Below are 22461 nucleotides of genomic sequence, written 5' to 3' on the forward strand. Positions count from 1 at the left end.
TACATTGTTATTTTTAGTGTTTATAATGACGGTGTTGAAGTTGTAGATGAAAAAGAAAATATTAATTTCAATAAGAAGAAAGAGTATTAGCTTTATTGCTGAGATTAACCAATTGAAGTTGGATATTCAATCAGTGGATGATACTTTAATCGATTTAAAGATTGAAGGATAGTAATTCTGACTTGTTTAAGTCGGCTTTTTTTATGCAAGAAATTTAAACCAAAAACCCCATCTAACAACAAAGTTAGATGGGGTTTTTGAGTTTGAAAAAGTTGAAACTACTTATGGTCTTACTTCCACAGGTATTAATGAGAAGTTATCGAAATAGAAAGTTTGTCGTCCTGTGATTGCATTTGGATTGTCTCCAGGGTTTACATTAAAACTAACTTTTTTCTTTGAGTCGATAGCTGCTAAAGTAACCGTATGCTCAATTTTCACCCATTCATCACGAGCTACATCGGTAAGATCCCAAGATAAAGGTCCTAGCTCAGTTACTTCTCCTCCCCATAGTCTAAATCTGTCTAGCGTAGTACCAGTGGCAACGTTCACCATTATAGAAACTTTATAGGTTCCTGCCGGAATAAGGTCAATAGTTCCCAAACCATAATGATGTAGTTGGAATGCTTTTGAAACCCCATCTACTGAGAATTTTGCACTGGCGTCACCTTCAAATTTCTTATCCAATGCTCTTGACCAATTTGGATCGGCCTCTGTTCCGTTTGCACCTACCCAAAAAGCGCCATCAGGCCCTAAATAACCTCTGTTGGCTGCTCCGTGTGCTGTTTCATACCCCGACCAACTATTGCTTGTTAGAATGTTGTTTTCGTAATGCATGCTTACCAATTTATCGGTAAATTCTGCCAAGTCACGTGTGTCACTCGATTTGATATTTCCGCCTTGATAAGAGACTTTAATTTCATCTGAGTTGTAAATAGGCTGCGCTAAGGTCAATTCAATTCTTGTAGCATTTTCGGCACTTACTTTTGCATTTTTAACGGCAATAGTTCCAACATCTTTAACGTCTACTGTAAAACTTCCTTCTTCACCAGAAAACGGAGCAACTTCTCCGGTTACTTGGAATGAAATAACTTCATTTTCGTCTTCTTTTAAATTGCCGTTTAACACAAAAGGTTGAGAAGAGGGTACCACTTCAACATGTAAAGGAATTAATTTGGAAGCATTGGCTGCTGGCAATTCTCCAGATCTTATTGACTTTAAAGTTCCTGCCGGGTTTGTTCCTAGTTGAAAGAATTTTATGGTCGCCGATTCTAAGTTAGAATTTGCGGGTGCACCGTTGTTGATAGACCACGAACGACTGTTTGGTCTGTCTTCTGTGGTTAAATCGATAAAAGTTAAGGAAGCTCCTGCTTCTACTTTTACCGTTGGCCAAGTGTTGCTATCAGCTGCCGAAATAAGATCTTCTTTTGTAATATTGATCAATTCTGTGTCTCCTTGCATAACTTTAAAAGCTGGCAATAATTTTCCGTAAACATCAAAAACAAAAGTAGTGTCAAGCACCCAAAGGTCACCAACTTTTTTTGCTTTTGGTTGACTCTCTTTTCCGTTATAGGCAACAGGTTCTTTAAACTTGTTAATTAATCGAATGCTGTTTAGTCCGTTGTTTCTTAGCAAAACATGTGCTTTGGCTTTGTTTGTTGAAAGTCCAGCTTCTGCATCAATAAATAAAGCCAAAGAATCATTTCTTTTATAGCCTTCTTTTAAAAAGTGATTTCCTTCTTCAATAATCCATTCATGGCTAACAGCTCCTTGTGATAAATCCATAAAAGACATAAAACTTTCTGTAGCTACATCAAAAGGATTTTGAGAATAAGGATCGTAGCTAATGTACCAAGACACATCGGTTAATTCGTCTACGGGTGTATAATCTGCGTATTCCTCAGCACAACTCACTAAAAATAGTAAGCTGAATACATAGGATAGTATTCCTAATTTTTTCATAATAGGTTTGTTTTTAGTTGATTTTGTTGTTAGCATTAAGTTCAATCAATGGAATTGGGTAGGTTCCATGAGAAGCATCGTTGTAATTTTGGAAAGGCACATCGTACTCAAAATCGATGGTTTTGAAATTGTTTTGAGTAGGTGGTGTTGCAGTACGAACAATAGAAGCATCCCATCTCCATTTGTTGGCTCCTTTAGAATCTACAAAAGGATAGTGCAAAGCGTAATACACTTCGTTTGATAATTTTTCAAATCGTTGTTTTACGGTAATTCCTTCTGATTTTTCCCATCTTTTTAAATCTAAGAAACGAATGGCATGCCCTTCTAAGGATAATTCCAAAGGTCTTTCCACATCCATTAAATGTTTCATTAAAGAAGTTTCGTCGTAAATTTCTTCATCATAAGTATGTGCTGTGTCAAAACCAGACAAGCCTAAAGATACCAATCCCCAACGTTGGCGTATTTTATTGATCAATTCTAAAGCTCCAGGTAGGTCGCCTGTTTTGATCAAGCATTCTGCTTGCATTAAATAAACATCTGCCAATCTATTTAAAGTAATGTTTTTTCCAGAACGAATACTTCCTCCAGGCAAGTCGCTTTCCGACTCAACAATATCGTGGTTTGAGAATTTTTTGTGCCAACCAAAGCCCCAGCCGTCCCATTTTATTTTCATATTTTCTGTAACAGAAGCTGTAAGGTAATAAGGTGTTTGTTCGTCTTCAACAATGGCCATCATGGCAGAGGTTCTTAAAGAAACATTACGAGCCGTTCTTCCATTGGTTTCATCTTGGTAATAATTCCTTTCATCTAAAGGATCCATTTTTTGATTTTCAATCTTGTATTCATACACCAACCAAGCGGGTGCCACAGATCCTGTTGAATTGGTTGTAAGTTGTGCCAATCGGCTAGAAAAAGCTTCACCATTCCATAGGTTGGCTTCAGGAAAAAGTGTGTTGTTGCAATTGATTTCAAAAATTGATTCTGCATTGTGTTCTCCTGCAGTTGTAAATAACAAATCCATGTCGGTAACCAATTCATAATTGTGATTGTTGATTACGTCTTCGAAATAAGTCATTGCTTTGTTGTAGTTCAATTCATACAAATAACTAGTTCCTAAAATAGTAGCCGCAGCTCCTGATGTTGCATATCCAACCCCTAAGTTTGTAGGGTATTCTCCTTTTGCATATAGGTTGGCATAGGCATATTCTAAATCTTCTCTAATAAAGGCAATTACTTCTTCTGCGCTAGAAAGTGCTTTGTCGTAATCTGCAGCTCCTTTTGGTGTTTCATTACGAATAATAATACTTCCATTGTTAAACGTTGTGTATAAATAGAAGTGATACAAGCCTCTTAAAAAACGTGCTTGTGCCATTTGAGAGGTCCATTCTTCTTCATTTACAGTTCCTTCCAAAGGGGTCAAGCCTTCTATAACCTGATTGGCTCTAAAAATACCTTGGTAATTGTTTTCCCATTTGTAGCCAATAGTCGGATTTCCATTATTGAAGGTTTGGTTGTAAAATTCATTAATAGCATTAGGTGTTGGTCTACCATAACCTGGCCAGCCCATGTCAGATCGTAAAGATTCTTCAATAATATTTAGGGTGTATTCGCTATTTAAAATGTGGTAAGCAGCGTTTAAGCCGGTTTGTGTTTCAGACAAATCTTGCCAATAGTTGGCGGTTGACGTTCTGTTAGGGTCAACTTCGTACAAATCTTCTTCACTACAAGCATTCAATAAGCTTAAGGTGAATAGGTATAGGGTATATTTTAATATGATATGTTTCATGATGCTAAATTTTTAAAAGTTAAAGTTAATTCCCATCAAATATTGCGCAGATACTGGGGCAACTCCTTTGTCTAGTCCTCTTGCCGTAATTCCTCCTCCTACTTCAGGATTGTATCCTGTGTATTTGGTAAAGGTTAATGGGTTTTGTGCACTTACATAAAAACGCAATCTATTTATGCCCATTTTTTCGATGGTTTTTTTAGGAAGACTGTATCCTAGGGTAACTTGTCTTAAACGTAAGTACGAACCATCTTCCAACCATAAATCATTATAACCCAAAAAGTTTGTGTGTTTTTTGATATCTCCTCTATAGGCAGGAATGGTTGTTTCCGTATTTTGAGGAGACCACTGGTAAATTAAATCTTTGTGTCTTCCATAGGCATAGGCATTTGCTTTACCTCCATTCATAATTTCTTGTCCTAATGCAGCGTACCAGTTCATAGAAAAATCGAAATTTTTATAATTGGCATTGAAACGGTAGCCCAATTCGTATTCTGGCAAACCACTACCGCTATAAACTCTGTCATCTTCAGAAATTTTTCCATCGCCTATATCTGCAATTCCATCATTGTTGGTGTCAACCGTTTTTTGATCGATATAAATAACATCTCCCATTTTTGCGTTTGCATCTAAGGCGTTGTAAGCGATAAGCTTTTCGTCTGTATCAATAATTCCGTTTGTTCTTAATAAATAAAAAGCACCAGCTTCTCGTCCTACAGCCAAAGCTGTAACTCTTGATTGTGTAGTTGCTCCGTTTACCAAGCCATAATCGTTGGTGTACAAGAAATCATCTTGTCCATTAATTTTTGTGATCTTGTTTTCGTTGGTGGTAAAAGTTCCGTTCATTCTCCAGGTTACTTTTCCTGTTTTTCCTCGGTAACCAACAGTTAATTCGGTTCCTTTATTGGTCATGTTTCCAATATTTAAAACAACGTTTCCGTTTCTTCCTGCACCTACAGAACTTGGCAATGTGTACTGGAATAACATGTCTTTGTTAGAGATGTCATAGTATTCTGCGGAAATGGTTAATTTGTTTCTAAACAAACCTAAATCCACACCAATATTTGTTTCTGTTTTAGTTTCCCACTTGATATCAGGATTTGCATAGTCTACTTGTATAGCTCCAGAAGCAATGCTTTCGTTTCCTTCGGAATTTGTAGAAACATAGTCGATATTTTTTGTGATTCCGGCAGCATAGGCATATGGAGAAATTCTAGAATTACCTACCGTACCATTAGATGCTCTGAATTTAAAATTATTGACCACCTGTTTCATTGGTTGCCAAAAATCTTCATCAGAAATATTCCAACCAATAGAAGTAGAAGGGAACATTCCAAAAATATTTTCTTTTCCAAATCTAGAACTACCATCTCTACGAATACTTGAACTTAATAAGTAACGTCCTTTGTAAGCATATTGTATTCTACCCAAAGCACTAAAAATTTGTTGATTGTAATTGGAATTGTTACCAACATCAGCATCTAAAACAGCTTCGTTTAATACTTGGATATCTGGGTTTAAAGCGCCTGTTTTTGACGCCCAATAATTGTCGTACACTTGTTTTTGGTAAGACAAGTAAAAAGTACCTGTAAATTTATGGTCGTCAAGATTTTTTACATAATTTAATCCTGCATCTGTATAAAAACTTGTGTTGTACGAACTACTCATTCGGATAGAACTGTTTGACGGATCGCTCACTTCTCCATTTTGAAGGTTGGTCACTTGTTGGTGAGGAACAAATCTTCTTTCGTAGTTTGTCGTAGTATTCAGTCCTGTATTGGTTGTTAAATCTAAAGCTTCAGTAAATTTATAGTTCAATTGTACAGAACCAAATGTTCTTACAGATCTTCTGTTTTGCGTCGTATTCACACTATTAAGTACCCATCCTAGTCGATTGGAATTGTCACCACCCAAGCTTTCTAAATCTTCATCGGCATCTAAATCAATAGTGTTTTGCGTAGGTAAATAACGAACCGTTTGATTGATCAAATGATTTTGCGGAATATCTCTATCTTCCAAAGTCATTCCGACACTTGTTTGAATTCTTAATTTATCTTTTGTATAAGTGGTATTTGACCGAACGTTAAATCGATCGAAATTGGAATTGATTAACAAACCTTTTTGATTGAAATATCCTAAGGAAACATTGTAGGTAATATCTTTTGTTCCACCAGAAATATTGGCATTGTAATTTTGTGTTGGTACATTATTATTGAAAATAATGTCATTTAAGTTGGTTTCGTTTTGAAAGTTTACCGGAGAAGTTGAAACTCGTAAAATTACTTCATCATCAAAAGCACCAACCACATTTCTTTGCGTTACAATATCAAAATAAGTTTGCTCAACAGAATTCATCAAAGGATTGGCAGCATTTCTATGTTGAATAGAATAACTGGCATTTGTTCTTACCGTTAAAGAACCAGGAGTACCTTGTTTTGTTGTTATTAAAATAACCCCTGTAGCTCCACGAGATCCGTAAATTGCGGTAGAAGCAACATCTTTTAAAATATCAATTGTTTCAATATCGCTTGGTGCAATTCTAGGGTCACCTTCTTGGATAATTCCATCAACAACATACAACGGCGTATTTGATCCTGCTATGGTCGTTACACCTCTAATTAATATTTCGGAATCACCTCCAGGATCTGCAGAAGCGATAACATTTACACCGGCCGCTTGTCCTTGAAGCATGTTTCCTAAATCTGAAGAAACAATTTTTTCAAGTTGTTCTGCTTTTACTCTGGTTACAGCACCTGTTATTTCTTTTTTTGCTACCGATCCGTAACCAATTACAATTACTTCATCTAAATCTTCCACATTGGCAGAAAGCACTACATTTATTTCACCGCTTTTTACTTTTAAAGATTTGGTAACCATGCCAACATAATTAAAAATTAATACGTCGTTAAGTTTTGCATTGATCACGTAGTTTCCGTCAAAATCGGAAGTTGTACCCGTTGAAGTTCCTTGGATAATAATGGTTACGCCAGGAATTGGCATTCCGTCTTCTGCTCCAGTAATAATTCCTTTTACTGGAATTTTTTGCTGTGCCTGTAAATTTAAAGTACAACAGATCGCAAACAAAGCGAGCAGTGTGTATCTAAAGACACTTTTTTCTAATAATCTTGAATTTTTGATTTTCATTGGTTTGACTTTAGTTTTTGGTTTTTTTTGAATTCGTTATTTTTTAGAGATTGGAATTTTTTGACAGAAGTCAATCGAAATTCCGTTTTGTAACTAAGAACTTTATTCGTTCCTTCATGGTCTGGTTAAAATTTAGTGGTGTTCGTTTCCTGTTGAAAAGGAAATGGTCTTACAAAGAGAATGGAAAAGGGAGATAGAAGATTCGCAAAAATTATCTGGTACTTGCACAATCTTATCCAGACCCGTTTTTCGCTTTTTTAGCTTTTAGTTGCGCAGTGCTTTGTATGTTTTGCTAGAGGAATTGAACCTAAGTCACGTTTTTTTTAAGCCGTGTTTAGTTTTTAGTTAGTTTTTTTGTTGAAGATTTTTTCTTTTGTAGGAGTCGAAAACCGTGTGATGTTAAAAATTTACCAGAACAAGGGTAAGATTGTGTAAATGTGGAGTGTGGTTGTATTTATTGAGCTAAGAACATTGACGGTTTTTGAGCAATAAAAAAACTCCATAAAACAGAATGTCTTATGGAGTTGTAAAGTTGTGTTTGTTTTTTTTAGGAACTGCTAAGTCGTTTTACTTCATCAAAATGCTTGGCCAAGCCATCGTAGTCTTTTGCTTTGATCAATTTGCTATCGAATAAAGAACCTCCCATTCCAGCTCCTACACAGCCTGCTTCAAAAAAGCTAGCAATATTGTCTTTCGATACGCCTCCGGTTGGTAAAAGTTTAATGGTGTTTAAAGGGCCTAAAATATCTTTTATATAGCGAATTCCTAATTGTGTTGCCGGAAAAACTTTTACAGCATTGGCGCCTAAACTCCATGCTTTGTAAATTTCAGTTGGTGTATAAGCTCCAGGAAAAACAGGGATATTATTTTGTACACAATAGGCAATTACTGCTTCGTCTATTATTGGTGTTACAATAAACTGTGAACCTGCTTCTAAGGCTCTGTGCAAATCGTCCATGTTGCAAACGGTTCCTGCACCTACATTTATTTCAGGGAATTCTTCTCTTAGTTTGCTGATAGATGCTTCTGCATTTGGAGAGTTCATGGTGATTTCAACAGTGTAAAATCCTGACTTTTTATAAATAGGAATGATTTCTAAAATTTCAGCCATGGTAAAGCCTCTTAAAATTCCTACCACGGGAGTTTCATTAAATTTTTCCCAATTGAATGTTTGTTTAGACATGATTGTATGCTATTTTTCTGTGACCAATTAATAAAGCTTGGTCGATTAATGTTTCTTCAAATAAAATGGAATGTTCTGTAAGGGCTTCTATGGCTAATTTGTAAAGTTTGCGCAAAGTGCCGTTTGTGGCAACATATACTTTTTTGTCGGTATTTTTTAAATAGGCCAATTCGCCACCAATTAACAAGCCTGAAAGGAAATAGAAATTTTCCTCTTTTGTTTTCTTTTCAAAAAGATCATTGGCTCGAATGCTAAAAAAAGATGCTAATAACTTGTCTTCTTTCGCTTTTTGTACTCCTTCTAAAAAATGAGTTTCGTAGGCTGCGTTCCATTTTATTCTTTCCAAAGAATTGGCCAAGATTGTTTTGCTGCCTATGGTGTCAAATAATTCACCTGTCATATACGTGGTAAAATCTTTAAAAACACCGTTGCTAAATTCTATGTGTTTGCTATGGGTGCCAGGAAGTATTAGTATTCCTGCTTCGTCATTTGGTAAATTACTTGCGATTCCAATGGCTTGAATTTCTTCTCCGCGCATGACGTCCGATTCGGATTTTGCTCCAGAAACGATGATGATTTTTAAATCGGGTGTTGGCCTTATGGTTTTTGAAATTAATTGATTTGCGTTAAATCCAAATGGAAGTGGTGCGTACTCAAGTTCGTACATACCTAATGAAGATGAGGCCATGCCAGAAATAACTACCGTAGTTTTTGTGTTTGATAGGTTTAACAAGGCAATTTTACTTTTCAAAAAATCAAGAAAATAAGTAGTTTGATTTTTTTCGATGCTTTGTTCTTTGAAGTTTTGGTAAACTTTTTTTACGCCATCATTGCTTTCAACAACCTTAATTATTTGTAAAGTCTCTTGATCAACTAATCTTAGTCTAAAGTTTGAGGTTCCCCAGTCGCAGCTAATGAAATTTTCTAAGTCGGACATTTGTACTTGTTTTGTTGTCGTTATTTGCCTTTAAGTTGTTATTGCCGAACAACTAACTTTTAATTCGCAGCAAATTAAGGTATTTTTTTTATCTAGAAGCAACCGAATATTATCTTTTAATTCGTTCATTTTACCTGACGGGTAAAATTTAAAAAGGTAAAAAAAAGGTAGTACTTGGTAAGATAAACTTTGGAAGGAGAGTGGAAAACCGCTTTTTTTGTAAGACTATTCTACAAAGAAGTCTCTTAGGGGTCTTTTTTAGAATGTTGTAATGTATGTTTAAATTTTATGTATGAAAAATAGATCTTCAGTTTTTGTTTTAGTAATGGCCTTTATGGTGCAGTTTGGTTTTTCTCAAAATGATTGGGAAAATGAGCTTATGTTTGAGCAAAATAAATTGCGCGCACGTGTGCCAAGTTATTCTTATCAAAGTCATCAAGAGGCTTTGCAAGGAAATAGAGATGCTTCAAGAATGTTGTCTTTAAATGGCGCTTGGAAATTTAATTTTGTGGGTAAGTCTAGTGATAGGCCAACAGATTTTATGGCTAAAAATTATGAGAATACCGATTGGAAAGAAATTCCGGTTCCTTCAAATTGGGAGCTTCAAGGATATGGGCAGCCTATTTATACCAATATTATTTATCCGTTTACGCCAGATATTATGACTGGTGGTAAACGAAATTTTAATTATATGGGGCCGCATCCGCCACAGTTTCCTTATATAGAAAAATACAGAGACAACCCTGTTGGAAGTTATTATAGAGATTTTACCCTGCCTGTAAACTGGAAAGAGCAGTCGGTTGTTTTGCATTTTGGCGGAGTTTCATCTGCTTTTTATGTTTGGGTGAACGGAAAAAAAGTAGGGTACAGTCAAGGTAGTCGTTTGGCAGCTGAATTTGATATTACAAATTTTTTAAGCAAAGGAAAAAATAGAGTTGCTGTTCAAGTATTTCGATGGAGTGATGGTAGTTATTTAGAAGATCAAGACATGTGGCGTTTAAGTGGTATTCATAGAGAAGTGATGTTGCTAGCACAGCCTAAAGTTTCGTTAAACGACTTTTTTGTAAGAACAAAATTTGATGCAGATTTAAAAGATGCAAAATTAGAAGTTCGTCCGCATATTTGGATGAAGGGCGACGAGGAAAAATTAAAAGGTTGGACTTTGAAGGCAGAATTGTACAATGCTACCAATGAAAAAGTATTGGCAGCTCCTATGTCTTGCGCTATAGAAGCAATTCATTTTGAAAGATGGCCGCAACGAGATATTACCAAATTTGCCTTTTTAGAAGCAAATATTAAAAACCCCGAAAAATGGTCGGTTGAAAATCCGTATTTGTACACTTTGGTATTTGATGTTGTGGATGCAAACGGAAAAGTTGTCGAGTCTAGAAGTCAAAAAGTAGGCTTTAGAAAAGTAGCCTTTAGCAAAGACAGTGAATTATTAGTGAATGGAAAGTCGGTAAAAATTATGGGGGTCAATCGTCACGATCATCACCCTGTACGTGGAAAAGCCTTGACAAGAAAAGATTTAGAAGAGGATGTAAAGCTGTTAAAGAAATTTAATTTCAATGCCGTTCGTACATCACATTACCCAAATGATCCTTATTTCTATGAACTTTGTGATAGGTATGGACTGTATGTTATGGATGAGGCGAATATTGAAACGCATCACTTAGGGAGTTATGCGCCGCAACAGCCAAGTTTGGCAATTCCTATTTTAAGTAGAATTATGAGAATGGTAGATAGAGATAAAAATTTCACGTCTATTATTTCTTGGTCTATGGGAAATGAATCAGGAACTGGGCCTGCTTTTGCTGCTGCTACAAATTGGGTAAGAGATTATGATCCTTCTAGGTTTATTCATTATGAAGGAGCGCAAGGAGATCCTACAGATCCAGATTATAAAGAAGGAGATGAAGGTCAGTCATTGTTTAGAGGGCCTGCACACGCTAATCCTGATGATCCAGATTATGTGGATGTATTGAGTAGAATGTATCCTGAAATTTATCAATTAAAAGCCATGTCGGAAAGCAAACATATCAACCGACCTATTGTAATGTGCGAATATGCACATGCTATGGGGAATTCGATTGGTGGTTTGGGTGAATATTGGGATTTGATCAATTCTAAAAAGAATTTAATAGGGGGGTTTATTTGGGATATGGTAGACCAAGGTTTAGAAGCTAAAACAAATAAAGGAGTATCTTATTATGCTTATGGTGGCGATTTTGGAGACAAACCGAACGATAAGAATTTCTGCATCAATGGGGTGTTTTCTCCAGATAGAAATCCCAATCCACATGCTTGGGAGTGTAAATATATTTTTCAGCCCTTCAACTTTAAAAATTTAGCTGTTGAAAAAGGGTTGATTACCGCAGTGAATAAATTAAATTTTACAAATTTGAATGCCTATGAGGTACGTTGGACTTTATCTGAAAATGGAAAACAATTGCAATCAGGTGTTTTAGAAAATGTAAATGTATTGGCAAATTCATCTTCAGAATTAAAAATTCCGTTTAAAAAAATTCGATTTAAGGACGACTCTGAATATTGGATTCAGGTGAGTGTTCATGAAAAATCAGCAAAATTTTGGGCTTCTAAAGGGCATGAAGTTGCTAAAGATCAAATTTTACTAAGAGCTAAAAAAACAACAGCAAATTATTCTTCTACTTCAAAATCGGCCTTGTTGGTAAGCGATAAGCAAAATGAGTTTGTTGTTTCTGGAAAACGATTTACGGCAAAAGTAAATAAGACTAATGGTGAATTGATTTCATTGGCTGTTAAAGGAAGAGAACAAATAGCCTCTCCTTTAAAGCCTAACTTTTTCAGACCTCCTATTGATAATGATTTAAGAGGTGCTAGCAGTGGCTTGTTTAGAAAATCAAGAAAATACTGGGAGTTTTTAGCAGATAAATTAAAAACAACTTCTGTAACAAGTAAAAGAAATGCTAAAAATGAAGTGGAGGTGTTGGTTCAAAAAAATCATAAAGATGAGGTTGAACTTACTATCAAGTATACGTTCTTAAGCGACGGTAGAGTTTTGGTAACTATGGATATGAATGCTGACAAATCTTTGCCTGGATTGATAAGGTACGGTATGACTTTAGGTGTGCCGGATGTTTATAAAAACACGAAATTTTATGGGAAAGGACCCTTTGAAAATTATATAGATAGAAAGCGTGGAACTGTAGTTGATGAATTTTCATTTAAAACGGATGATTTGTTTTACAATTATATTTACCCGCAAGAAAATGCAAATAGATCTGATTTAAGATGGCTGGAGTTAAGTACCGCAAAAAAGCAAAGCTTAAAGTTTACGGGAGCTCCTGAATTTGGATTTTCAATTTGGCCATATGCAGCAGCCAATATTGCAGCAGCCAAACATCCTTACGATTTGAAAAAACAAGGCTTTTATACGTTGAATTTAGATCTGCTACATTCCAGTGTAAATGGAACTTTGTCGGAAACCTTACCGCAGTTTATTTTAAAATCGGGTAGTTATACATTTCAATTTTGTATTGATCCAAGGTAGTAAGTAGGTGAAAAATAAATGTAAAAAGTCCATCAGCTTATGATGGACTTTTTGCGTTTTGGATGAATTGTTTTAGGAGGATTTTTTTTACAGCTATTTGTAATAATTGCTACTTGTTAGTTAATTCTAAGGTTAAAATTTTCGATTTATTCCAAATAAACTAAATAAAAACTAAACAACTATTGATTTTAGGACTAATTGTAGCTTAACTATTAGAATACTGTTGTACATTGAAAATCCTTTTAATAATCAAGTGTTTAAATAAGGTTTTATGTGTTTTACAAGGGCTAAAAAAAATAAACAATTTATAGTAAGTCTCCTAACATGCCTAGGTTTGTTATTGCCTAAGTTTGCCATGGCAAATGTTTTGTCTTTTCAAGAAGTACATCAGAAAGTTTTGCCTGTTTCTTCAGAAACTGACACGGAGCAATTAGCAGATAGTGCAACACAGGCATTGTTAAAATTGTATGAAACGAACTTAAACGAAAAAGATACGGTAAAAGCAATACGAACTTTAAAGGTTTTGGCAAGATCCTATAGTCATGAAGGAAATCATAAAGAAACATATGACAAATTATGGACGGCCTTGCTTTTAGCAGATGCTGCCAAAATTGATTTGGAAAAAGCAGCTATTTATAAAAGTATTGGAAGGCATTATAGCTTTTACAAAAGAGAAGAAAAAGCTTTTGAGTTTTTGAATTTATCACATGCGCTAAAGAAAAAAATGGTTCGACGAGGAGATATTGATTCGAGCGAATTGGTGGAAAGTTATTTAAGCTTTGTTTCAACCTATAGAGAAATGAATAATTTTGAAATGGGACAAGTGTATTTAGACAGTTGCCAAGCCTATAAAAGTGGAAAAGTGAGACCTGTTCAGGCAAATTTTTTGGCTTTTGAAGAAGGGGTTTTGTTAAGTCAGCAAAATCAAAATAAAAAAGCAATAGCGTTATTTGAAGAGGCGATACCTTGGTTTGAGAAGAATATTCCGGGTTATAAAGTACTGCTTTATAATTATATGGGTGATGCTTACAAAAATCTTAACAACTATAAGGAAAGTGAGCTTTTTTATCAAAAAGCATTGTTTGTTTCTGAAGTGCATAATGCACACAAAGATTTTACACCCTTAATTTATGAACGACTTTCGGATTTGTATGTTTTGAATGGCGACTATACAAAAGCGTATAAGAATTTGAAAAAAGCAAAGGAATTAGATGCAGTCTTTTTTGATAGTAGAAGTGAAAACAATCGCCCTCTTTTAGAGATTCAAGATTCTTTTAGAAATGAAAAAGAAACACAGGCTAAAATTTTAAGAGAACAGCGTTTGGCTAAGTTTGAACACGAAGAAAAGGTGTTGTTTTTGGAGAAAATACTGCTTTGGGGGTTTATTGTTTTTCTACTTCTTTTTGGTTTTTTGACCTATAGAAATTTAAGAGCCAAACATCGAATTGAAAAGCAGCTGTTTACCAAGAAAAGAGAATTGGAAATTCAAAAAAATGAAGAAGTTATCGAATTGAAAAATAAAGAATTGGCGGCTTCGGTTTTAAAACTTATTGAAAAAGATGCTTTTATTGGTACCATAAAAGATAAATTATCTGATCATAACGGCGATTTGAAAAGTCAGGATATTAAAAAAATTATACGTTCTATTTCTAGTAATAATAATGAAAACTGGAATGAGTTTGAAGCGAGATTTGTATCAATAAATAAAAGTTTTTATGAAAATCTTCAAAACAAATTTCCGAAGCTTACGGTAAATGATCAAAAGTTGTGCGCTTTGATAAAATTGAATTTCTCAAGCAAAGATATGGCACGTTTGTTAAACATGTCTATTGAAAGTGTACACACGACTCGAAGTCGATTGAGAAAAAAATTAGAACTGTCTAGAGCTACAAACTTGAAACAATTTATTGCAAATATTTGAGAAGGTGACTTCTGTTGTTGTCGCCATTTATATAACCAACCTATAAATTTAAACTCATGAAATTAGTCTTAAAAAACCCAGAAAGTTTAGTTAGCAAACAGCTAAACGTTGTAAAAAAAGAACTCCCTTGTTTGGAAGCTGCTTGGCATTACCATGCGCAATATGAATTGTTATATATTTCAAAAAGTACAGGCATTCGTTTTGTTGGAGATAGTGTTTCTCCTTTTGCGCCTGGCGATTTGGTGTTAGTTGGTCCCTATTTACCGCATTTATGGAGAAATGATTCTTCTTATTATGACGAACGTGAGGAGAGCAATGTAAAAACAATTGTGATAAAATTTACAAGAGATTTTATAGGTGAAGATACTTTTGATAAACCTATTTTTTCTGAAATCAGTAAAATGTTGGAAGATTCAAAATATGGCGTTTGTTTTGGAAAAGACATGGCAATTAGTTTGCATGATGATTTGATCCAATTGGTCGATTTGTCTCCTGCCAAACAAAGTATAAAATTATTCGATATTTTACACCGTCTGTCTTTGACTAAAGATAAAAACGTATTATCCTCTTCTGATATGCGACAGTCGACTTCAGAAAATTCGGAAAGAATAGATGTGGTTTTAAAATATATTTCAGACAATTATGCAAGTTATATTGGTTTGAATGATGTTTCTGAAATAGCCTGTATGACGACCAATTCTTTTTGTCGATTTTTCAAAAAAATGACGAATAAATCCTTTACACAGTTTTTGAATGAAGTTCGAATTCGAAATGCCTCACGTTTACTAATCCAAGACTCAAAACCAGTGTCGGAAATTTGTTATTTGGTGGGCTATAATTCGATCACAAATTTCAACAAACAATTCAAACAAATTATGGGGGCTACTCCTAAAAGTTATCGCGAAGCCATTTAATAAAAAGCGATCTTTTAGCTCTTTAATTTATTTTGAGGTTTGATACGAATATAGAGGGATAAAATAGGACAATTTGAAGGTAATTTTCACGAACAACTGGCACTATAATAGCGTTTACTTTGTGTAAATGTTTTATCTGTTTTTGGTCTATGAATCAAACAGGTAGGTCGAAAATATCAACATAATAAATACTTAGAAATGAAAAATCTGATAAGCTTAATTTTGGCTGTCATTGTAGTGGGGAGTTCTTTTGCGCAGCAGCAAGGAATATTGAACAATGCAGATAGCAAACACGTAAAACTTAAAAGTGTCAACCTTGGTGATTGTAAATGGACCGATGGTTTTTGGGCGGATAAATTTAAGGTGGCCGAAGAAACCATGATTCCGTATATGAGAAGTCTGTTGACAGGTGATACCGGTCATGCACTGAACAATTTTAAAATTGCAGCAGGCGAGAAAGAAGGTGCACATAAAGGAATGCATTGGCATGATGGCGACTTTTATAAATTTATGGAGGCCATTATGTACGTTTATGCACAAAATGGTGATCAAAAATTATTAGCAGAATTGGATGGTTATATTGCTACAATTGCCAAAGCACAAAGAGAAGATGGTTATTTGCAAACACAAACGCAATTGCGCGACAATGTAGATCGTTATGAAAATCGTAAATATCATGAAATGTATAATACGGGGCATTTGTTAACAAGTGCTTGTATTCATTACCGAGTTACGGGGAAAAGAAATTTTTTAGATATCGCAACCAAACATGCCGATTTGTTGTACACGCAGTTTATGCCAGATAATAAATTGATGGGTCGTTTTGGCTTCAATCAAACGCAAATTATGGGCTTGGTAGAATTGTATAGAACTACCAAAGAAGTGAAATATCTGAATTTAGCAGAGCAGTTTATCAATAACAGAGGGAAATATAAAGTAACGGAAGTTTCAACAACTGTTGGCTACCCTATTGGAGATATGGTACAAGAAAGAACTCCTTTGCGAAAATCAAGCGAAGCCGTTGGGCATGCGGTATTGGCTTTGTATTATTATGCGGGTGCTGCTGATGTAGCTGCTGAAACAGGTGAAAAAGCAATTGTTGATGCTTTGGATAGATTGTGGTTGAATGTGACCAATGAAAAAATGTATGTAACCGGTGCAGTTGGACAAACACATTATGGAGCTTCAACAAATAGAGATAAAATTGAAGAAGGTTTTATTGATAAATACATGATGCCAAATACAACTGCATACAATGAAACTTGCGCTAATATCTGTAACTCAATGTTTAGCTACCGTATGTTAGGGTTGCATGGAGAATCGAAATATGCAGATATTATGGAATTGGTTTTGTATAACAGTGGTTTGTCTGGGATCAATATCAAAGGAGATCGGTACTATTATGCAAATCCGTTAAGAACCGTAAAAGGATCAAGAGACTATGCTAAAATGAATACTGAATATCCAATTCGCCAAAAATATTTAGACTGTTTTTGTTGTCCACCAAACTTGGTAAGAACTGTGGCTAAGTCTGCAGGCTGGGCGTATAGTTTATCTGAAAATGGTTTGGCTGTAAATTTGTATGGAGGAAATCAATTGTCTACAAAATTATTAGATGGTTCTAAAATTCAATTAAAACAAGAAACCCAATATCCTTGGGAAGGAGCGGTTAAATTAACTGTTGAAAAATGTAAAAAATCGGCCTTTGATATGATGTTTAGAATTCCTGCTTGGGCAAAAGGAACAACCATTACTATCAATGGAAAACCAGCGGAAGTGGCTATTATTAGCGGAGAGTTTGCTGTTGTAAATAGAAAGTGGAAAAAAGGAGATGTGGTAACAATTGACATGCCAATGGAGGTTACTTTTGTGGAAGGACATGCAAGAATTGAAGAAGTAAGAAATCAAGTTGCTGTAAAAAGAGGTCCTGTTGTTTATTGTGTAGAATCAGCAGATTTACCAAAAGGAACAAAAATTTTGGATGTGTATATCAAAGGAAATTTGAAAAATTTAAAGCCGACTTATGATGCAAACTTATTAGGAGGTGTGTCTACAATTTCTGGCGACTTGTTGTTAAGAGAAAATACAAATACACAAGAAATGTACAATACGGTTCAAAAGCCAGAATGGAAAAGTGTCAAAGCGAATTTGATTCCTTACTATACTTGGTCTAATAGAAACAATGGAAAAGAAGCTGAAATGACCGTTTTTATGCCGGTTGTTTGGGAATAATTTTTCACCAAAAAGTATTGAAAAATCCGTCTCTTTAGGCGGATTTTTTGTTTTTACTAGTTAAAAAGCTGAGGTTTTTTTATAAGCGTTTAGTACGGCTGTTTCGCCTTCTTTTCCTGCTATAGAATTTCCGTGTTCCATACCTAGTATACCCGTGTAGCCTTTTTTGTAAATGTGTTTAAAAATGTTTTGGTAATTAATTTCTCCAGTGGTGGGTTCCTTTCTTCCAGGATTATCGCCAATTTGAAAATAGGCGATTTCATCCCAACATTTCTCTATATTATTAATAATATTTCCTTCTTGAATTTGCTGATGGTAGATGTCGAATAATATTTTACACGAAGGAGAATTTACAGCTTTGCATATTTGGTAGGCTTGTGGCGATTCTGTTAGGAATTGATTGGGGTGATTTAAAAAATTTAAAGGCTCTAAAACCATGGTAATGTTATGAGGTTCTAGAATTTTTGAAGCCTGTTTTAAAGATTCAATTACATGTGCCGTTTGGTAATTTAGGTCTTGTTTTGCGTCTACACAGCCAGGAACTACAGTGATCCATTTGGCTTTCACTCTTTTGGCGACTGCCACAGAACTTTTAATTTCTTCTAAAAATTCATTCCGTTTTTCTAAGTTTCCACTGGTTAATGAAGGTTCTTTCCAATAAATTTTATGAGCGACAAATACACCCATTCTAAGGCCTCTTTGTTCCATTGTTTTTGCCATTTCAATTTGGACTTCTAAAGATCTATTTTTCATATTATTGTCTTCAAAGGCAGTAAACCCTTGATCGGCTATAAAATTTAATTGAGCAATAGCATCCTTTCCTGCATGATTTTTAAACATGCCTAAATGTGGCGCAAAATGAAGCTTAAAGTCGTGGGGCTTTAGGGGAACTTCAGAAAAAGAATTGGCGAAAGCAGATAGGTTTCCCAAGCCTAAGCTAAAAATTGAAAAAGCAGCCGTTCCTTTTTTAATAAATGATCTTCTTTGCATAAAAATAGTTTCTTGTCGTTATTTTCTGTGGAAAATAAATATACAATAAATTCTTTTCGTGTTCTGTTTTTTAAGGAGGTGGCTAAATTAGATTTCTAAGGTAAAATAAGATTATTCCTAGGTAAAATAGATTTATCAGAAAACTTTAAATAATGCTTAATTTGTACATTCACATTGTTTAGTTGCTGTTTAGTTTTAAACTAACAATAGGTAAACAAAGATTAATTTTAATATTGAAAACCAACAAATGAAGAATCTAATCACAATTATTTTAAGTGCATTGGTGTCGGTAGGAATTTCTGCCCAATCAAAAGGAATTATTAACAATACCAATAGTGCTCATGTTAAATTAAAAAGTGTCAATATTGGTGATTGCCAATGGACAGATGGTTTTTGGGCCGAAAAATTTAAAGTAGCTGAAGAGGTGATGGTTCCATATATGGGAGAGTTGTTAACAGGTGATGTTGGACATGCATTGAATAATTTTAAAATTGCGGCAGGTTTAAAAGAAGGTGTTCATAAGGGAATGAAATGGCACGATGGCGATTTCTACAAATGGATGGAAGCATCTTTGTATATCTATGCACAAAACAAAGACAAAAAAATTATTGACGATTTAGATACTTATATCGAAATCATAGCAAAAGCACAGGCAGCAGATGGTTATATTCATACCAAAGTAACTACAGATAAAGACATGGAGCGTTTTGGAAACAGACAGCACCATGAAATGTATAATTTCGGACATTTGTATACCAGTGCATGTATTCATAATAGAATTACAGGAAAAACGAATTTCTTAGACTTGGCAATTAAAAATGCAGATTTTTTATATAATAAATTCATGCCAGAGCCAGAAGGACATTTAAAACGTTTTGGTTTCAATCAAACTCAAATTATGGGTCTGGTGGAGTTGTATAGAACTACAGGAGATAAAAAGTATTTAGACTTGGCTGAATTGTTTATCAATTTAAGAGGAAAATTAAAAGTAAACCCTACGCCTGTTTCCAGTTATAAATTTATGGGTGACATGGTGCAAGAGCGTACTCCGCTTCGTAAGGCAAAATCTGCCGAAGGGCATGCTGTTTTGGCGTTGTATTTTTATGCAGGTGCTGCTGATGTTGCTGCAGAAACTGGAGAGAAAGCTTTGGTGGATGCATTGGACAGATTGTGGTCTAGTGTGGTAGATAAAAAAATGTATGTAACCGGTGCCGTTGGTCAAACACATCATGGTGTTTCAAAACATGTAGATATGGTGCATGAAGGTTTTATCAACGATTATATGATGCCAAATCTAACGGCTTATAATGAAACTTGTGCCAATGTTTGTAACTCAATGTTTAACTACCGTATGTTAGGAATTCATGGAGAATCTAAATATGCAGATATTATGGAGTTGGTACTTTTTAACAGTGCTTTGTCAGGAATTAGCGTGGAAGGAAAAGATTATTTTTATGCAAATCCGCTTCGTGTAAGTCATAAAGGATTTGATCCAGGAAATGATACTGAATTTGATGTTCGTCAGCCTTATATTCCATGTTTCTGTTGTCCTCCAAACTTGGTTCGTACCATTGCAAAACTTTCTGGATGGGCTTATAGTTTGTCTGAAAATGGCGTAGCAGTAAATTTATATGGAGGAAATAAATTGACGACAAAACTTACGGATGGTTCAAAAATTCAATTAAAACAAGTAACAGATTATCCTTGGAAAGGTGATGTAGCCATTACGGTTGAAAAATGTAAAAAATCAGCTTTCGATATTTTGTTAAGAATTCCAGAATGGGCAAAAGGATCAAAAGTATTGGTAAATGGGAAGCCAGCAGAAGTTGTGGTAACCCCAGGAACATTTGCAACAATTAATCGTAAATGGAGAAAAGGAGATGTGGTGAGTTTACAAATGCCAATGGAAATTAAATTATTAGAAGGAAATCCTTTAATTGAAGAAGTACGTAACCAAGCTGCTGTAAAAAGAGGGCCTGTTGTGTATTGTGTTGAAACGCCAGATTTACCAAAAAACACAGATATTTTAGATGTGTATTTACCCGTAAATGCAAATTTATCAGCTACTTATAAACCTGATTTTTTAGGAGGGATTACAACTATTAATGGGGAATTGAAATTGCGTAAGGATTCAAAAGAATCTATGTATTCTGAAATTTCGAAGCCAAGTTGGGAAACAACAAAAGTTCAAATGGTTCCTTATTATTCTTGGGCAAATAGAGGAGTAAGTGAAATGTCTGTTTGGTTACCGGTAATGTGGTAGTATTATTTGTAAATTAACAATTAAACCATGAAAATGAAATTTCGAAAAGTACTTGTAAGCTTTTGTTGTGTTTTAAGCTTGATGAGTGTGTTAAAAACATTTGCTTCTAAAAAGCAAGACCCAAGGCCAAATATTTTGGTAATTCTTTGTGACGATTTAGGTTATGCCGATGTCGGTTTCAACGGTTCACCAGATATTATTACACCTGAAATGGATAAGTTGGCTAAAAACGGAGTGGTTTTTACTTCAGCCTATGTAGCGCATTCATTTTGTGGGCCTAGTAGGGCGGCTTTAATGACAGGAAGATATCCACATCAAGTGGGAACTCCTTTTAATTTACATTCAAATTCTAGCGAAAATGATGCGGATAATATGGGCGTTCCTGTAAAGGAAATGTTTATGTCGGAAGTATTGCAAAAGGCGGGGTATTATACATCAGCACTTGGAAAATGGCATTTAGGGGCAGCACCTAAATTTCATCCTAATAAAAGAGGTTTCGATAATTTTTATGGATTTTTAGGAGGTGGACATAATTATTTCCCGTCAGTTTATCAAAAACAGTATGCCAATCAAGTTAAGTCTGGAGTAAAAGTAATTAGAGATTATATCCAACCGCTAGAGCATAATAACAAAGAAATTAAAGAAACGGAATATATTACAGATGCCCTGTCAAGAGAAGCAGTGAACGATATTCATACAGCTTGTAAAAAGAAGAAACCCTTTTTTATGTATTTGGCTTACAATGCGCCACATGTGCCTTTGGAAGCAAAGAAAGAAGACATGGAGGTATTCTCACATATTCAAGATAAAAATAGAAGAACTTATGCCGGAATGGTGTATGCCGTAGATCGTGGTGTGGGTAAAATTGTAGCAGCTTTAAAAGAAACAAAGCAATTGGACAATACGGTCATTATTTTTTTAAGTGACAACGGAGGTAATTTTGATCATGGTGCAAACAATGATCCACTAAAAGGAACCAAAGGAGATTCTTGGGAAGGTGGATACCGTGTTCCAATGTTTGTTCATTGGCCAAGTAAAATTAAAGGAGGAAAACAATTTGATTACCCTGTTTCTGCTTTAGATTTTTATCCAACTTTTGTGGCTTTGGCAAATACAAAAGTTCCTGAAAATAAAGTTTTGGCAGGTAAAAATATCATGGATGCTGTTCTAGCAAATACCGATGTACACAAAGATGAAATGCTCTATTCACTTCGTTATCGTCATGGATTTAGTGAAGTGGGAGCTAGAAAAGGAGATTGGAAAGTTACCCGAATGGGAAATGAACCCTGGTTGCTTTTTAATATCACCAAAGATAAAGGTGAAAAACAAAATTTGGGAGGAAGGTATCCTGAACGTTTAAAAGCAATGGTCAAAGAAACGGAGAATTGGACCAAAACTTTTATACATCCTTTGTGGTATTATTCTGCTAAAGATGAAGAATTATGGGAAGCAGGTAAAATGCCGCAATTTGAAGAAACTTTTGAGGTTTCTAAATTGATAAAAAAAGCTTCCAAAAATTGATAGATATTATAGTTAGTAATTAGTTGAAAAGACGTTTGTAATTTATTTTATAAGCGTCTTTTTTTTTGCTAAAATTTGA

Annotated in this window: 12 protein-coding genes; 6 read left to right on the forward strand and 6 right to left on the reverse strand. The window is 34.8% G+C overall.

Features of this window, described 5'->3' with window-relative positions; genetic code table 11:
- Positions 1-282 precede the first annotated feature (282 nt).
- The 5 genes from FGM02_RS05865 to FGM02_RS05885 all read right to left on the reverse strand — a co-directional run bounded on the left by FGM02_RS05865 (position 283) and on the right by FGM02_RS05885 (position 9009).
- Positions 283-1959 carry a SwmB domain-containing protein gene (locus FGM02_RS05865; protein WP_139957376.1) on the reverse strand — a complete coding sequence of 559 codons (1677 nt, stop codon included), beginning with the start codon at positions 1957-1959 and terminating at the stop codon, positions 283-285.
- A gap of 13 nt (positions 1960-1972) precedes the next feature.
- Entirely contained in the window at positions 1973-3745 is a 1773-nt protein-coding gene (locus FGM02_RS05870) for a RagB/SusD family nutrient uptake outer membrane protein (protein ID WP_139957377.1), read from the reverse strand.
- Between the two features lie 12 nt (positions 3746-3757).
- A complete protein-coding gene (locus FGM02_RS05875) occupies positions 3758-6889 on the reverse strand; it encodes a SusC/RagA family TonB-linked outer membrane protein (protein WP_243739360.1) in 3132 nt (1043 codons plus the stop codon).
- A gap of 547 nt (positions 6890-7436) precedes the next feature.
- Positions 7437-8072, reverse strand: a complete 636-nt coding sequence (locus FGM02_RS05880) for a bifunctional 4-hydroxy-2-oxoglutarate aldolase/2-dehydro-3-deoxy-phosphogluconate aldolase (protein WP_139957378.1) — start codon at positions 8070-8072, stop codon at positions 7437-7439.
- Positions 8065-9009, reverse strand: a complete 945-nt coding sequence (locus FGM02_RS05885) for a 2-dehydro-3-deoxygalactonokinase (protein WP_139957379.1) — start codon at positions 9007-9009, stop codon at positions 8065-8067. The genes FGM02_RS05880 and FGM02_RS05885 overlap by 8 nt, the downstream gene beginning before the upstream one ends.
- 292 nt (positions 9010-9301) lie before the next feature.
- Between FGM02_RS05885 and FGM02_RS05890 the strand changes: the two genes are divergently transcribed.
- The 4 genes from FGM02_RS05890 (at position 9302) to FGM02_RS05905 (ending at position 17608) form a co-directional block, all read left to right on the forward strand.
- Positions 9302-12541, forward strand: a complete 3240-nt coding sequence (locus FGM02_RS05890) for a glycoside hydrolase family 2 TIM barrel-domain containing protein (RefSeq protein ID WP_139957380.1) — start codon at positions 9302-9304, stop codon at positions 12539-12541.
- Positions 12542-12812: 271 nt separating this feature from the next.
- A complete protein-coding gene (locus FGM02_RS05895; RefSeq protein ID WP_139957381.1) occupies positions 12813-14462 on the forward strand; it encodes a tetratricopeptide repeat protein in 1650 nt (549 codons plus the stop codon).
- A 56-nt stretch (positions 14463-14518) separates the two neighbouring features.
- Positions 14519-15376 carry an AraC family transcriptional regulator gene (locus FGM02_RS05900; RefSeq protein ID WP_139957382.1) on the forward strand — a complete coding sequence of 286 codons (858 nt, stop codon included), beginning with the start codon at positions 14519-14521 and terminating at the stop codon, positions 15374-15376.
- 198 nt (positions 15377-15574) lie between these two features.
- Positions 15575-17608, forward strand: coding sequence for a glycoside hydrolase family 127 protein (locus FGM02_RS05905; protein WP_139957383.1), 2034 nt, complete (start codon positions 15575-15577; stop codon positions 17606-17608).
- A gap of 60 nt (positions 17609-17668) precedes the next feature.
- On the opposite strand, the gene FGM02_RS05910 is transcribed toward FGM02_RS05905, so the two are convergent.
- Complete coding sequence (locus tag FGM02_RS05910) at positions 17669-18598, reverse strand: hydroxypyruvate isomerase family protein (protein WP_139957384.1); 930 nt, start codon at positions 18596-18598, stop codon at positions 17669-17671.
- Between the two features lie 247 nt (positions 18599-18845).
- Between FGM02_RS05910 and FGM02_RS05915 the strand changes: the two genes are divergently transcribed.
- Complete coding sequence (locus FGM02_RS05915) at positions 18846-20861, forward strand: glycoside hydrolase family 127 protein (protein ID WP_139957385.1); 2016 nt, start codon at positions 18846-18848, stop codon at positions 20859-20861.
- Between the two features lie 33 nt (positions 20862-20894).
- Complete coding sequence (locus FGM02_RS05920) at positions 20895-22382, forward strand: sulfatase family protein (RefSeq protein ID WP_139957386.1); 1488 nt, start codon at positions 20895-20897, stop codon at positions 22380-22382.
- Positions 22383-22461 lie beyond the last annotated feature (79 nt).

It is taken from the genome of Flavicella sediminum, assembly GCF_006381105.1.
GTDB lineage: Bacteria > Bacteroidota > Bacteroidia > Flavobacteriales > Flavobacteriaceae > Flavicella > Flavicella sediminum.